Raw genomic sequence first — 16,194 nt, 5'->3', positions numbered from 1 at the left:
TCGTTATAACGTTACACTAAAGAAGTAAGGCAAATTCGAATATTAAGAAAAGAGACACTGTAATCCAATTTTAGATTACAGTGTCTCTTTGATTTAAACGGCAAAAGTTATGCTTTGTCGTAGATTCATTTAAAAAAAAAGACCCGACAGAGTCTTGACCAACGTGTCTTAATGGAGACTATTAATGGAAAACTGCACCATTAATAATTCCGATAGATCCATCTAGCAACGAACCTCGCGATAGAGCTTGTAATTCGTTCAGAATTTTATTTTGCTCAGTACTAAAATGATACTGCTTTGCAACTGCCATATCCTGCAGTTCTCGAGTTAATTTTTGAACAGCTTCAGGAATCTGCTTATACTTTTGGGCATCCTTCTCAGGCTTGTTTATCTGATTATACGTTGCCTGAATTGCTACTTTTACAGCGGTATCATCCTTTGATACAGAACGATCAAACTGTGCTAGAAGATTATTTATTTTGACTACCGCAGTCGTTTTCTTTTCATTACTCATAAGAATCTCACCTAAATGTTAATTGATTAACTTTTCTATCAATAATACTACTCAGATTTATCATTACCAGAATCATTCCTACTTGATACGATTGATCAATTTCTTAACCACTGCCTTTAGTACCTTTTGACTGGTATTCTTTGGCAATTTGTCAATCTCGTCCAGTGCCCGCTTTGTATAGCCTTGGGCGATATCCTTCGCTTGATTCAAATAACCATCATCAACGACAATGTTAGTTGCTTTCAAATCGTCATCGATATTCAAATTATCTTTCGAAAGAATTTCAATTAGTTGTTCATTTCCTGCTTCCAAACCTAGTATGTAAGGCAAAGAATAAACTCCGTTTTTCAAATCTTCATGCACCGGTTTGCCTGTTTGCGCTGAATTACTGAAATCCAAAATATCGTCAATAATTTGAAATGCCATTCCAATATCGTAACCAATTCCCTTACAACGCCCAATCAGTTCTTGATTTCCTTCACTGACAATGGCACCCATTGTGGCACTTAGACTGAAAAGCTCAGCTGTTTTTCCTGAAATTTCCTGTAAGTACATCTCAGTTGTAGCTTTAACATTAAAGTTAATCAACATTTGATCCAGCTCACCAACAAGAATTTTTTTCATGCTTAATGCATTACGAAGAATATCGTTATTATCATTTAAATTTCGTGAAATCAATTCAAAGTACAAGGTAAATAAGTAGTCCCCGGCGTAAATTGCGTTACGGCGACCATATTTTGTGTGAATCGTTGGTTGCGAACGTCGTAACGGTGAATCATCAATAACGTCATCGTGAATCAACGTTGCGACATGTAAAATTTCTAATGATGCTGCCAACGGAATCAATTCAGATGTCTTTCTTCTGTTTTCACCAAAATCACTGAAAAGCAAGAAAAAAGCTGGTCGTAACATCTTGCCACCAGAAGTTAAATCTATGATCATGGAACTTATGTCGAGATTATTAATTTTTACTGCCTGGTGAATGTAGTCAGTCGTTAAATCCAACTTTTCCCCGAGTTGAGGATAGCTTTTCCATATTTTGTTCGCCATAAATTCTCTCTTACCCCTGTATTACTTTGTTGTATTGTACTGATTAAATATGCAGTCTAGTCTGAGCTTCTCAAAATTTTTAAAATATCCAAACCATAATTCCTTTACCAGTACCACGCACACTTTTATTACGTATAGTGCTAATTGATAATTTATTACAAATATTAGCATTAATTGCATTTTGGAATTTAAATTAGGTTGGATATAAAGGCAATTGAATATTTTTAAATTCAATTAATAACGATTAACTAGTCGGAAGAGATGGGAAATATTTAACTAATACCACACGCACTTCTAATATATCTGTAACAAAAACTGCTCCGAATATGTTAATCACTATACGTATTCTAAAATAATTCTATAATAGAACTTATCAAATCCAAAGGAATGATTTTATTGAAGCCATCAGTATTTTTTGAACTTGTTGAAATTAAAGCTAAAACTGCCAGTGTCTTCCCATTTATCATGGGAACTTTGTATTCATATTATCACTGGCACTCCATTAACGCTCTTGATTTGATTCTATTTTTCATTGCCATGTTTTTGTTCAATATGGCCGTCGACATCAACGACAATTATTGGGACTACAAGAATGCAACTGGTGTTGAAAGTTTCCGTCGCGATACCAACGTTATAGGCGTCCATCATTTAAATATTCATCTAATCGGTTGGATCGACTTTTCATTTACGGCAATTGCGGCTATCATTGGATTATTTATCGTTTCTAGAACCGGTTGGCCTCTGTTGTATTTAGGATTATTCTCATTTGCGGTCGGTTTCTTCTACGCTGGCGGTCCTTGGCCAATTAATCGTGGTCCCTTTGGAGAATTCTTCTCTGGATTTACGATGGGGTTCGTAATTTATTTGATTGCCATTTACATCAATGTCGTTGGCAATCCCACTGTAATTTTAAACGTCAAATTTTATGGCGATGCTTTAATGTCTTCACTTTTAACGGTTTTTGCAATTTCTAATTTACTCTTAGCCAACAACATTGCTGACCAAAAAGAAGATGTCAATTTAGGGCGAAAAACATTGGTCTACTATTTAGGAAAAGCTAACGCCATTTTCATTTTGAAATCATTATACGTCCTTGGATATCTGGCATTAGTATGTTCGGTAATTTTAGGTATCCTGCCAAAAATGATGTTATTAACCTTTCTGATTACACCAATTGTTTATAAAAATGCCAAAGCTTTCAGCAAAAATCCAATCAAAAAGAAAACCTTCCCTTTGATTATCAAAAATCTTCTGCTGATAACTTTGACAGAGACAATAACTTTTATTTTAGGTGTTATATTTAATTTTTAAAGTTATGAAACTGAAGACAGGTATCGAGCTAATCTATTTAAATAATCAGAAATATTCGTTTTATTGTTCCTGTTATTAAAGAAATAAACTAGTTGGAAGAGCTGAGAGTATTCATTTGCAGCGAAAGTGGCGTTATTGCTTCAGCAATTACACCACCGGGCGCGTTGAAGACTCGCGGGTTTTGCGAGGCTTCAACCGAGGTGCGAGACCGTTTTTTGGCTCGGGCCGTTCCGCGCAGCAATTGAATACTCTCAGCTCTGGAAACGGCATAATGTGTCAAACTTTCAACCTTTAGTTAATAAAATACAATCAAATCCTCAAGTAAGCTAGATATAACACTTACTTGAGGATTTTTTAATTGCTATTAACTTATGTGTGATAATCCTGGCTTAACCCATATATGCTTCAAGCAATTTAGCGAATCCATAAGTATCTTGAGCAATCATCAACTCTTCATTGGTTGGAATCGTATAAGCAGCAATCTTTGAATCATCTGTTGTGATCTTTATTTCCTTACCACGAACCTGATTATTTTCTGGATCAATCTTCAAGCCCATGAATTCAAAACCGCTAAGAATATCTTCACGAACTTCCGCTGAATTTTCACCAACGCCGGCAGTGAAGGCAATCACATCGATACCACCCATTTCTGCAATATATGAACCCATGAATTTGATGATCCGATTACGATACATTTCCAAAGCTAACTTGGCTCTTTGGTTCGTATCTTCGGCCGCTTCAATATCACGCATATCCGGTGAAACACCAGAAATACCTAAGAGACCAGATTTTTTGTTCAAAATGTCAATCATATCGTTAATATCGGTCAATCCGAGTTTTCGCATCAAATATGGCAAAATTGAAAAGTCAATATCACCACTTCTAGAACTCATCATGATACCTGCAAGTGGTGTGAATCCCATCGAAATATCGTAAGCTTTACCATTCTTGATTGCGCTAATTGAAGCACCGCTACCCAAATGAAGTACAATGACATTCTTATCCTTAATTCCACCATCAACAATTTTGTCCAAACGCTGCGCGATATAACGGTGACTTGTTCCGTGAGCACCATAACGGCGTGCATGATATTTTTTATAATCATCCATATCGATGCTATACATATAATTTTCTTCAGGAATATCAACGAAGAAAGATGTATCGAAAACAGCGACCTGAATAGCTTTAGGTACTAGCTTTTTAAAAACGTTAATATAATATGCTTGAATTTTGTTGTGTAACGGTGCATATTCTGCCAAAGCTTCAATTTTTCGTAAGTTTTCTTCTGTAACGATTTCCGACTTTTTAAACTCCTCGCCACCGGCAACAACACGATGACCAAAAGCGACAATATCTTCGAAATGATCAATGATATTCATGTCTTTTAGCGCATCTAAAATTAACAAAACAGCGACATCATTGGATTTGATAGCTTCTTCGTGCTCAATTTTTTTACCGTTATACTTTAGTTTGAACACGGCCTTTGGACTACCCAAGCGATCGATCATACCGGAAGCGATTGTTGTTTTTTCAGGCATTTCAAAAAGTTTCCACTTCAAAGTTGAACTACCTGCGTTTATAGCCATAATCTTCATACAAAAACTCTCCTTTTTTAGGTCTAGGTATTCTCCTCAAATAGCTTTACACCAGACTTTACACTGATATGAAAAAATGCTACTCTTTAGTAACTATTATAAGTCTTTTTATGGGGGAATTCATTCGTGAAATTTTTAGACATGCTACGCAAAATTGATGAGAAACCAGAGCAACCCGCAACGCCGGCTCCTGATTCTCCTAAAAAGGCCGAAACTTCTGAGCAGAACGCTACGGAATCGACTGAAAATAAGCAAGTTTCCACACCTGCTGCAGAGAAGAAGGAAAATCTACCTGTGACTGTTCATGATAAGCGTATCAATATTGAAGAGCAAATGAACGGACTTTCTCATCAATATGCACAACTACGCAACGACCTTAAAACGAACCTTTTCACTGAAAAGGATGACTTTGAGACTAAAAAAGCTACGCTTGATAAGTATCTTAAGACACTTAAGCGTGATGAAAAAGAATCAAACGACAAGCTCGCCGATACGCAGGCTCAAAACGATGATGCTGCTAAAGAACATCTCGCTAGTGTGAATGCTGATCGTAAAGAACAAGAAGAAAATCTTGCTAAATTACAATCTGAACTAAACGAATTAAACTCCGAAATTAATACTAAGACTGCCCAATTAGAATCACTTCAAAATGACCTAGCTCAAAATGAAAAGTCTGAAACTGATATGTCAACTTCCATCAAGGAAGAAAAAGACCTACAAAAAATGCTTGGATTGATGGAAGAACAAAAAAATTCTATCAATACTCTTTATGACGAGAGAAAAGACCTCAAGGGTCAAATCAATAATGCTCAAGAAAATATCACAAAACTAAATGGTGATGCTGACGATTTAAACGGCAATATCAGTAAGGTCAATACACAGATCAATAACTTCAAACAAGAAGCCAATGAAATTGAAGACAAGATGAAGAGTGACCACAACTTCCGAATTGAAACAATTGCCGGATTAGAACGTCACATCCAAAGTCTTGGCGAAGAGCATTCCAAAATTGACGGTGAATTGAATGAAATCAATGACAACATCGATTACATCAGTAAATATATCAAGGATGTTTTCCACTCAGCTTACCTAGTTCGTGACGTCTACCTCGACAAGGACAAGGAATTTTATGTTGCTGCAGATAATTTTGAATCTGATGCCGCTCAAAATGACCTCTTTGGGATGGTCAACTATTTGGAAACAAAACTTCAAAAACCAGTTACTATAGTTTCTACTTTCTACAATAATCACATTCACGAAGTTATTGATGCCAAGGCTAAAACTGATCACTTGCCAATTCCGAATGTTGTAAATCTTTTCGACCAACTTCAAACAAGTCCTAACCCTACCGACAAGAAAGTTGCTATTCCTGCAAACGAAAGTTGGGTTACAAGAACTGATGTTGAGTCACAAGATACTTTCATCTATGATCAAAAACAAACTTTGCTTATGACTGTTGAATACTTCGGTAAACAAATCGACCGTATCAACTATTACAAGAACGATCAAATCGTTAAGACAAATATCTATAACGGTGATGGCCAATTGTCATCAACTCAAAACTTCAACAAAAATAAAGCATTGTCTGAACAAAACTTCTATAGAACTGACGGTTCAATCGTCTTGACCGTTATATTTGAAAAGAACAATCCTGTCAGTTATCAACTATTTGACAAGAACGGCCTTCTTGAACATGATTTCAACGAAAAATCAGAACTTATCACATGGTGGTTGAAGAGTATTTCTCCAAATACTGAAAATGCCGTCTTTGTTGGTAACAATTCCGACTTGCTATATCAATTGATTATGAGCGTCAACAGCATTTCAAGTGATGATACAATTCGTCTACTACAGGACGTTGTTAAAAATATTGATGCTGTTATCTCTCTACTAGATGAGAACAACGATATTAAAGATATCTTCGTCCAAACTGATGACAATCTTCACGAAATTGAAAACAAGACAAACCGTGATATCAGTGTTAGTGTTATTAACACATCAAGTAATGGTATGTTATCTCTTCCAGAATCATTAAAAATTTAATAAAAAAACGCTCATTCGTGGGTGTTTTTTTATAGGCTAAGAAATAAAAGCAACTTTTAAGAACAGATTATTAACTAGCACTACGTTGTAAATTAATGTGAAAGTGAAAGAAGCTATGAAAACAATATCTATTATCGTTCCGTGTTTTAATGAAGAAGAAACCATTAATATTTACTACGACGCTATGACTAAACTGAAAGAAGAAACTAATAAGTTTAAGCTCGAATATTGGTTTGTCGATGATGGATCCAAAGATCGCACGTATTCAATTCTCAAAGATTTACAAAGAGACCACAGTGATGAAGTTCATTTTATTTCCTTCTCACGTAATTTTGGTAAAGAAGCTGCTTTATATGCTGGTTTGAATGAAGTAACTGGTGATTATACTGCCGTTATGGATGTTGACCTTCAAGATCCTCCTGAAGTGTTACCACAAATGTTTGATTTGCTAGAGGCAAAGGACAGTGAATATGATTGCGTCGGAACAGCCCGAATGGACCGTGATGGTGAAAATAAAATCATCTCATTTTTCTCTGAAGGCTTCTATAAAGTAATCAACAAGATGTCACAAACAAAAATTATTCCTGGTGCAAGAGATTATCGTCTTATGACAAGACAAATGGTTGAAGCCATCAAATCAATGACTGAATACAATCGTTTTTCCAAGGGTATCTTTAGTTGGGTTGGTTTTAAAACCAAATATTTACCTTACAAAAATCGCGAGCGTTCAGCAGGAACTACTTCTTGGAACTTCTGGAAACTCTTTAAATATGCCATCACAGGTATTGTTGATTTCTCCGAAGGACCACTAATGTTTGCCACTTGGATGGGAACAATTTTTTCAATTACATCGATTGTTGCAATTATAGCCATTATTATCAGAAAATTCGTCAATCCCCTCAGCAGTGTCAATGGCTGGGCCTCACTTGTCTCAATTATTCTGTTGATTGGTGGAATCCAATTGCTCAGTATCGGTATTCTTGGAGAATACATCGGAAAGATTTTCTTGGAAGTTAAGAAGCGTCCAATCTATATCGTTAAAGATAAAAAATAACTGCAGAGTTGATTTGCCGGAAATTAGATCCGGGAGATTGCTCTGCCTTTTTTATTTATAAACTAACGGTTGAAAGTTTAGTTAAGTATGCCGTTTCCAGAGCTGAGAGTATTCAATTGCTGCGCGGAACGGCCCGAGCCTGGGAAGCGGTCTCGAACCTCGGTTGAAGCCTCGCAAAACCCGCGAGTCTTCAACGCGCCCGGTGGTGTAATTGCTGAAGCAATAACGCCACTTTCGCTGCAAATGAATACTCTCAGCTCTTCCAACTAGTTTATTTTTTAAAGTCAGTAATAAATAAAATGAAAACTTCTGCTTATTTAATAAATTTGTTCTAGGTCAATAAAAGCAATGGTTATATTAGTTTTTTTACCCCTCAACCTTTATTGATAAATATTCCGAATTTTTTGAAAGAATCGTTTGCCAGTGAAATAACGTGGTGTGGTAGTTGATAATTTATTACAAATATTCGCACCAATCATATTTTAGAATTTAAAATAAACTGAATATAAACGCAATTTACTATTTTTACATTCGATTAATTAGTCGGAAGAACCGAGATATTTAATTTCACCCAATTGACGTTATCACATGATAACCGATTTACATTAATATATAATGGTATACGAATAGACAAGGGATGGGTTATAAAATGAACGTACGTGATCAACAAGCTGAGAATACTAAAAATGCAATTTTAAAAGTCGCTGCTGAGATGTTTCTATCTCAAGGCTATCAGGCCACTTCAACTCGCAAAATTGCCCAAGAACTCAATATTACGCAACCGAACATGTATCACTATTACAAGAATAAAAAAGTTCTATATGTTAAAGCTATCGAATATGCGGTAAGTGGTTTCAGTGATAATTTGCTGGACGAATACAAGACCCATAAGGACCTACCATTTGAGGAATTATTGCTCTATATGTCTCAGTACATGATTGGAAATTTTCGTATCAATTACTTCATCATGCGTAATGATATTGAAAATTTCTTCACTGATGAGGAACGACGTGATCTTAGCAAAAACTGGGATGGTGGTTATTACAAGGTTCTCTTTAACATTTTTCAATCGCACAAAAGTGAACTCCGTTCTGATTTGGCAATACCTGTGCAAGTCGGAACTTTTTTGACAATGTTACTCCCTTACATTGAATATAATGATGCCAAAAGGAAGCGAAATATTGCTAATCTAAAAACGGTTATCAATATTTTTATAAATGGCGTTAAGAAAGACTAGGAATTTGCCATGGAATTTATAACCCTTTTAGCATTAATGCTCTTTTTAACACTTATCGTTAGTCACATTTTCAACCGTTTAAACCTCCCCGCTGTTGTTGGGCAGCTGATTCTAGGAGTTATCCTCGGAAAAGGTGTTTTAAATATTGTCCAACCAACACATGAGGTCGAATTATTTGCGGATATCGGCGTTATCCTGCTGATGTTTATTGCCGGACTTGAAAGCAATCTTGGCCTATTGCGAAAGCACCTTATCCCTAGTATCAATGTAGCCATCTGTGGAGTTATTCTCCCCGTTGCATTAACGCTTGGTACCGCCTTGATTTTTGGAATTACTCTCAAAGAGAGCATCTTCATGTCAGTCGTATTTGCCGCCACATCAGTTTCAATCTCTGTTGAAGTTTTAAAAAGCTTGAACTATTTATCAAGTACTTCGGGTACAGTCATTCTAGGTGCTGCCGTTGCAGATGATATTTTGGCGATTTCAATTTTGAGCGTTATGGCTGGAACCTTAACTGGTGACTTTTCACTTAAAAAAATTCTCTTATTACTCGCTATGTGGATCTTCTTCGGGGTTTTAGTTGTCGTATTACACAAGTGGGTCATTCCCGAATTAATGAGGTTATCAGACTATGTTGAAGCAACTCATGCTAAAACTATTTTTGCCTTAGTTATCTGTTTTGTCATGGCTTTTGTTGCCGACAAAGTTCAGTTAGACTCAGTTTTAGGTGCCTTTGTTGCCGGGATTGCCGTTTCAAATGCTTCCGATTATGATGAACAAGTCAGTCGCAATATCGAATTGATTGGTTATTCTGTCTTTATTCCTATTTTCTTTATTAGTATCGGTCTCAATCTTGAATTTGATAACTTTCTACGCGACTTCTGGCTAATCGTTCTGTTTACACTAACTGGAATTATTGGAAAACTCTTTGGAGCTGGTTTCGGAGCACGAATTTCTGGATTTGACATGAAGGATTCCTATGTCATTGGTTCGGGAATGATTTCTCGTGGTGAAATGGCTTTAATCGTTGCACAAGTCGGTTATGGCGTGAAATTATTGTCCGAAGAATACTACTCAACTGTTATTATTAGCGTCATTCTAATTACAATTATTGCTCCATTTTTCCTAAAACACTCAATTAGTAAAAATCCTTTGTAGCATATGGTTTTTAGAAACTGCCTGAAGGATATATAATGATAACGTAAACATCTTTATTTCGGAATAGAAGGAGAAAGTTAATATGGCACACATTTTAGTATTAGGCGCTGGCTATGGTGGCTTGAGAGCTGCTCGTGATTTAGCTAAGGAAACCCCAGCAGGCACGCAAATTGATTTAATTGATCAACATGAAAAACACGTTGAAAAAACGGCTTTACATACTATTGCAGCAGGAACCAACCGCGCCGATGCAGTAAGCTTCGACGTTCGTTCAGTTCTTCCTTCAAATGTGAACTTCATCAAAGCAACTGTTTCTAAACTAGATTTAGACAACAAAACAGTTGAGTTTTCTGACCACGAAGCCATCACATATGACTATATCGTTGTTGCTTTAGGCTTCCGTTCAGAGGACTTTGGACTTGAAGGTGCCAGCGAAAATGCATTGATCCTTCAAGATCTCCAATCCGCCCAAAATATTTATAAGACTTTAAACGAAAATATCGCTAACTACAAAGAATCACAAGACCCAGCTGACCTTTCCATTGTCGTTTGTGGTGCTGGTTTCACTGGTGTTGAAATTCTAGGTGAATTAGTTGACACTGTTAAGATTTTAAAAGCTAAATATGAGGTTCCTGAAATTAAAGTAACTTGTCTCGAAATGGCTACAAGAATCTTACCAATGTTCGATGAGAATTTGGCTAGCTACGCTGTTGATTACTTAGACAAGAACGGTATCAAACTATTAACTGGTGCCAAGATCAAGAAAATCGAACCAAAAGCAGTTGTTTACATGGATGGCGACACTGAAAAGAGTGTTGCCGGTAGCACAATTCTTTGGACTGTTGGTGTTAGTGGTTCAGATGTCATCAAAGAATCGGGAATCGAAGCTAGAAGAAACCGTGTCATGACTACAGACTTCCTTAATCTTGAAGCTCACCCAGAAGCATACTTTATCGGTGACGACTCTGCTGTTATTCCTAATGGTGCAGAACGTCCCTATCCAACAACTGGTCAACTAGCTACTGCTGAAGGTGCCGGCGCTGCATTCAATATTTCCGCTGCATTGAATGGCAAAGATTTGAAACCATTCATCTACCACTCAATGGGAACTGTTGCTTCACTCGGTCAAAACCATGGTATTGCCGAAATTACAGACAAGAATCTTAAATTTAAAGGTCCTATGGCTTCACTACTCAAGCATCTCTCAGCTGACCGTGGAATCATGGAAATTGCTGGTATTAAAACAGCTATTAGAAAAGGTACTATTTAAATAAATGAACTTCTCAAAAACTCCCAAATGGGAGTTTTTTTTTGATTTAAATTTTCACCCAATTTATACTTAATATGTATAACTCAAGGGGTGTTGACTATGGCAATTAAAAAAAATCAAATTTGTGTAATCTGCGGTAATCGTTTTACAATTACGGAAGGCCTTTTCCTTCGGGATTTAAGTACCTTTCTCAAGGAACAAGTTATCAAAACCAATAGTTACGCGAAGGAGTCCTCGTTTATCTGCCTCAAGGATTTACAAAAAATCCGTCTTGAGAGAATGCAGACAATTATTGATCAAGATCTTAAAATCGACCATGATATGAGTGACAAACTCAAAAAGGAAATGTCTAAGAATACTTACGTCATTACTAATATCAATGATACTGTCTACGGTAAACGAACAACTGGTCAAAAATTAGCCGACGCCGTTGCTAAATTTGGAGGTAGTTGGGGGTTTATTATTACCTTCATGGTTATTTTAGTAGCATGGATGGCGATCAATATCGTGCACCTGTTTGGCGTTAACTTCGATCCGTATCCATTTATACTACTCAACCTATTTTTGAGCTGTGTGGCCGCAATACAGGCCCCTATCATTATGATGAGTCAGAACCGTGAAACTGAACGTGACCGATTTGATTCTGAGAATGATTACAAGACAAATATGAAATCAGAAATGGAAATTCGTTTGCTTCATGAAAAACTAGATCAACTAAATGAAGTCCAATGGCCTCATATTTTGGATATTCAAAAGATGCAGATCGAAGTCCTTAGTGAAATTGAAAATGAAATTCAGTCGTTGAAAGCTAGCAATGAAAAGCCAAAAGATCGCAATACCAGACATCCAACACGCAATAAAAAAACACCTTTTTAGGGGTGTTTTTTATTTTCTAAACCAATTCTAGATTTCTGATACCGACATCATCCTTAAAAAGCTTTTTCAAAACCTGCACAATAATTATTCCAAAAATCGAGACGAAAGCAATAGTAAAGATTACACCAAACAGTTGTAGCCCCAGCTGCTTCAGACCACCACCATATAATAGGCCATTCGTTATAACGTTACTGTTAACAGACTTAGTCGCAAATAAACCGACACAAATCGAACCAATTATCCCACTAATACCATGGCATCCGAAAATGTCGAGGTAATCATTCAAATGTAATTGATACTTTAGATAGTTCATGAAATAGTAACTACCGACAGCTGAGATTATTCCAATAATGACCGATCCAAAAATCGTCACATACCCAGTTCCAGGTGTAATCCCAACTAAACCGCAAATACTTCCGGTACAAATACCACTGAGAGTTACCTTATGTTTAAAAATTTGTTCAAGACCTATCCAAGTTATCAATGAAGCACAGGCGGCTACCGTTGTCGTGAAAAAAGCGTTGATAGTTTGAAAACTAACATCTAAAGCACTACCAGCATTGAATCCATACCAACCAAGCCACAGCAAAACGGTTCCCATTAAAATCCAGAGTGGATTACCTTTAGCCTGCTCATTGTTATATTTATAAGGTTCTCGTAACGTGATAGCTAATATCAAGGCTGTAATTCCGGCATTGATATGAATGACCGTTCCACCAGCAAAATCGAGGACACCCATTTTAGCCAAGAAACCAGTTGAAGACCAGACAATATGAGCTAAAGGATAGTAAATCAGCAATGACCAAAGCGTCACGAATAAAATGATAAACCTGATTCTAACCCGACTAGCAACCGCCCCTAAAAAGAGTGCTGGTGTCAAAATTGCAAACATCATTTGAAAAAGTAAGTAAACTGACGTCGGCAATTTTGTCGTGCCATAAGTAGACGATAAGTCTATTCCTGACAGAAATAAATGATGAAAGTTACCAATTATTCCAAAATGATCACCTTCAAAAACGATTGGAAAACCTACTGCTATCCACAGTATGCCTGCTAGACCAAACATCAGAAAACTGTCAAAAAGAATTCTTGTAACATCTTTATGCGGTACAAAACCACTGTAAAATACCGCAATCCCTGGTACCATCAACCAGACCAATATTGTTGAAATAAGCATAAATACTACATTCATAAACATCACATTCTTTTCATATAGAGTCTTCCCTTTAATTTTGGTATTGTATTACTTTTTTTATTTCATGTATACCAATATGATTTCTAAGCAATCATAAATATTTTTAAATTTGACTAAAAATCTTATAATAGACTCTAAATGAATGACGCACTTTGGTATTTAAATATGCCGTCTACAGAGATGAGAGCATTCACCTGCTATGCGGACCGGTCCGAGCCAAAGTACGGTCTCGAACCTCAAGTTGAAGGCTTGCTAAAGCTCAGCAATTCTCCAACTCGCCCGGTGGTGTAATGGCTAAAGCCATAACGCCACAACCACAGCTGGTGAATGCTCTCATCTCTTCCGCCTATTTTTTATTGTCAAGTTATCCAATTGAAGAAAAAGGTAATTAAAAGTTGTTTAAATAAATTGTATGATTCTTTTTCTTAACAAATAAAATAATCGGGAGAACTGACAAATATTTGAGGCTGTGGAAGACCATTACATCCCCTACGTGTTCAGAGACGGAATATTTAAAAAAAATATTAAAAATGGCGGTAATCATTCAAAAGATATTTCCAATCATTAATATAAATTAAGTAATAGAAAACTAGTTGTAAGAGCTGAGAGTATTTACCTGCAGTTGATGTGGCGTTAGAGCTTTAGCTCTTACACCACCGGGCGTGTTTGGAGCCTTGTCGAACTTTGACAAGGCTTCAAACCGAGGTTCGAGACCGTACTTTGGCTCGGACCGGTCCGCACAGCGGTAAATATTCTCAGCTCTTACAACGGCATATTTACTTATAAGGAGACAAGCATGAAAAAGAGAAAGTTATCCTTATCTACCTTGGGTATGTTGATAACCCTCGGTATAGTCTATGGCGATATTGGAACTTCGCCGTTATACGTTATGAATTCCATTATCAACAGTGCTGGAACGATGGCCGATTCAAAACCTGAGTACATTATCGGCAGTGTTTCTTTGATTTTTTGGACCCTAATGCTTATCACAACTATCAAATATGTTTTAATCGCTATGAAAGCTGACAACAACAAAGAAGGTGGAATTTTTGCCCTCTATGCTTTAGTGAAAAATAAGGGTAAATGGCTCATTATTCCCGCCTTGATTGGTGGATCTGCCTTACTGGCCGATGGTACTTTAACGCCTGCTGTGACTGTCACATCAGCAATTGAAGGTATCAAAGGTCAAAAGTTTGGAAATTTAGTATTTTCTGATAGTCAAAACGTCGTTTTAATTATTGTAACGGCAATATTATTAACTATCTTTGTCATTCAAAAATTTGGGACTGAACGAATTGGTAAATCATTTGGTCCTATCATGCTTATCTGGTTCAGTTTCATTGGTATTGCTGGTTTACTCAATCTAACCAATGATTTAAGTGTTCTAAAAGCCTTGTCACCTGTCTATGCAATCAAAGTTTTATTTAGCCCTGTTAACAAGGCTGGTATCTTCATACTTGGCAGTGTCTTCCTAGCAACTACTGGTGCCGAAGCTCTGTACGCTGATATGGGGCAAGTTGGTAAACACAATATTTACGCTACTTGGCCTTTCGTGAGTCTGATGTTGATGTTGAACTATCTAGGGCAAGCTGCCTGGATAATTTCTAATTATCAGAACCCTCAATACAATAAGATTGTCGGAATCAATCCCTTCTATCAGATGCTGCCCGATAATTTTAAAATTTTTGCCATTATTATCGCAACATTAGCCGCAATCATTGCTTCACAGGCTTTAATCACTGGTTCATTTACTCTGGTTCAAGAGGCAATCGGTCTAAAAATTTTACCAAGATTAAAAGTAAAATTCCCTGGTAAAATTCAAAGTCAACTTTACATCGGAACCGTTAATTGGATGCTCTGTGCTATCACCATCAGTGTCGTCTGGGGATTTCAGACCTCTGACCATATGGAGGCGGCGTATGGTTTAGCAATCACCTTAACAATGCTCATGACCACAATTCTATTACATCAATTTTTGATTATAAAAAAGCATCCTCTGTTTGCAAATATCTTTCTAGCTGTTTTCTTTGCTCTGGAAAGTCTCTTCTTACTATCAAGTTTAATTAAATTCGTGCATGGTGGATACGTAACAGTCGTTATAACGGTGATTATTTTGTTCATAATGATTGTCTGGTACTTTGGTAACAAGCGTCGTGACGCCTACATGGCTGAGAGTGAAAATGTCTCTCTCTTAGACTTTATTCCTCAAATTGAAAAACTCAGCAAGGATGAAGGCTACCCAACTTACGCAACCAACTTAGTCTATATGTTAAAAATGGGACCTAACTATTCTGTCAAACGTTCAATCATCTATTCAATTTTGGACCAAGATCCTAAACGAGCTAAAGTCTATTGGTTTATCACCGTTAATCAAACTAGTTCTCCCTATGAATGCACCTACACCGTTGATATGATGCATACTAGAAATGTGGTTAACGTTACGATAAACCTTGGCTTTAAGAAGTCACAACACGTCAATATTTACATTCGTGAAATCATCAACAGTTTGCTAGATCAAAATATTATCGATGACCAAACACCAAATTATTCTATGGTTCCAAAACGCCGTGTCGGATCTTTCAAATTCGTCATTCAGAACCAGCAATTCCAGGATCTGGGTGTCCAAGAATCCATGCGCAGTATTGACCGATTATTAATTGGAGGTCGTCTGTTGCTGCAAAACATCACTATTCCACCAACACTCTGGTATGGTTTGGAGTTTAGCGATGTTGTTGAAGAAAAGGTTCCACTCTTTCTTGGCAGTCATTCAGATCAATACTTAACTGAAAAAGAAGTTAAAAATAGTATTAAACCTGAAAACTAAAAAAAGCGATCGCATATGCGGTCGTTTTTTACTTGGATTCGTTCCTCATGTATATTATGAAAGATTT

At 36.7% G+C, this 16,194-nt stretch carries 12 protein-coding genes; 8 read left to right on the top strand and 4 right to left on the bottom strand.

The features are described from left to right. Nucleotides 1-181: 181 nt before the first annotated feature. Complete coding sequence (locus tag FFM71_RS09025; RefSeq protein ID WP_137611852.1) at nt 182-514, bottom strand: hypothetical protein; 333 nt, start codon at nt 512-514, stop codon at nt 182-184. A 78-nt stretch (nt 515-592) separates the two neighbouring features. Then, nucleotides 593-1,564, bottom strand: coding sequence for a polyprenyl synthetase family protein (locus FFM71_RS09020; protein ID WP_137611851.1), 972 nt, complete (start codon nt 1,562-1,564; stop codon nt 593-595). Between the two features lie 396 nt (nt 1,565-1,960). Between FFM71_RS09020 and FFM71_RS09015 the strand changes: the two genes are divergently transcribed. Then, complete coding sequence (locus FFM71_RS09015; protein WP_137611850.1) at nt 1,961-2,875, top strand: 1,4-dihydroxy-2-naphthoate polyprenyltransferase; 915 nt, start codon at nt 1,961-1,963, stop codon at nt 2,873-2,875. Nucleotides 2,876-3,264: 389 nt separating this feature from the next. Here FFM71_RS09015 and FFM71_RS09010 read toward each other — a convergent pair whose 3' ends face one another. Beyond that, nucleotides 3,265-4,470 (bottom strand): acetate/propionate family kinase, encoded by a 1,206-nt coding sequence (locus FFM71_RS09010; protein WP_137611849.1) that lies wholly within the window; start codon nt 4,468-4,470, stop codon nt 3,265-3,267. A gap of 126 nt (nt 4,471-4,596) precedes the next feature. Between FFM71_RS09010 and FFM71_RS09005 the strand changes: the two genes are divergently transcribed. From FFM71_RS09005 to FFM71_RS08980, 6 genes are all read left to right on the top strand, one after another. Then, complete coding sequence (locus FFM71_RS09005) at nt 4,597-6,513, top strand: coiled-coil domain-containing protein (protein WP_137611848.1); 1,917 nt, start codon at nt 4,597-4,599, stop codon at nt 6,511-6,513. Nucleotides 6,514-6,628: 115 nt separating this feature from the next. Further along, complete coding sequence (locus FFM71_RS09000) at nt 6,629-7,567, top strand: glycosyltransferase family 2 protein (RefSeq protein ID WP_137611847.1); 939 nt, start codon at nt 6,629-6,631, stop codon at nt 7,565-7,567. 649 nt (nt 7,568-8,216) lie between these two features. Next, the gene (locus FFM71_RS08995; protein ID WP_137611846.1) at nt 8,217-8,804 is read left to right on the top strand and encodes a TetR/AcrR family transcriptional regulator; all 588 of its coding nucleotides are present in this window, start codon (nt 8,217-8,219) and stop codon (nt 8,802-8,804) included. A gap of 9 nt (nt 8,805-8,813) precedes the next feature. After that, on the top strand, nt 8,814-9,962 hold the full coding sequence (locus FFM71_RS08990; protein WP_137611845.1) for a cation:proton antiporter: 1,149 nt from the start codon (nt 8,814-8,816) through the stop codon (nt 9,960-9,962). Nucleotides 9,963-10,044: 82 nt separating this feature from the next. Next, nucleotides 10,045-11,232 carry an NAD(P)/FAD-dependent oxidoreductase gene (locus tag FFM71_RS08985; protein ID WP_137611844.1) on the top strand — a complete coding sequence of 396 codons (1,188 nt, stop codon included), beginning with the start codon at nt 10,045-10,047 and terminating at the stop codon, nt 11,230-11,232. Nucleotides 11,233-11,331: 99 nt separating this feature from the next. Next, nucleotides 11,332-12,108: a DUF1003 domain-containing protein gene (locus tag FFM71_RS08980; protein ID WP_137611843.1), complete on the top strand. Its 777-nt coding sequence runs from the start codon at nt 11,332-11,334 to the stop codon at nt 12,106-12,108. Nucleotides 12,109-12,124: 16 nt separating this feature from the next. On the opposite strand, the gene FFM71_RS08975 is transcribed toward FFM71_RS08980, so the two are convergent. Then, a complete protein-coding gene (locus tag FFM71_RS08975; protein ID WP_137611842.1) occupies nt 12,125-13,300 on the bottom strand; it encodes an ammonium transporter in 1,176 nt (391 codons plus the stop codon). 799 nt (nt 13,301-14,099) lie between these two features. Between FFM71_RS08975 and FFM71_RS08970 the strand changes: the two genes are divergently transcribed. Next, on the top strand, nt 14,100-16,127 hold the full coding sequence (locus FFM71_RS08970) for a KUP/HAK/KT family potassium transporter (protein WP_137611841.1): 2,028 nt from the start codon (nt 14,100-14,102) through the stop codon (nt 16,125-16,127). Nucleotides 16,128-16,194: the final 67 nt, after the last annotated feature.

The organism is Companilactobacillus huachuanensis, from assembly GCF_005404815.1.
In the GTDB taxonomy this organism is placed as follows: Bacteria; Bacillota; Bacilli; order Lactobacillales; family Lactobacillaceae; genus Companilactobacillus; species Companilactobacillus huachuanensis.
This window is presented reverse-complemented; position numbering and strand designations above follow the sequence as displayed.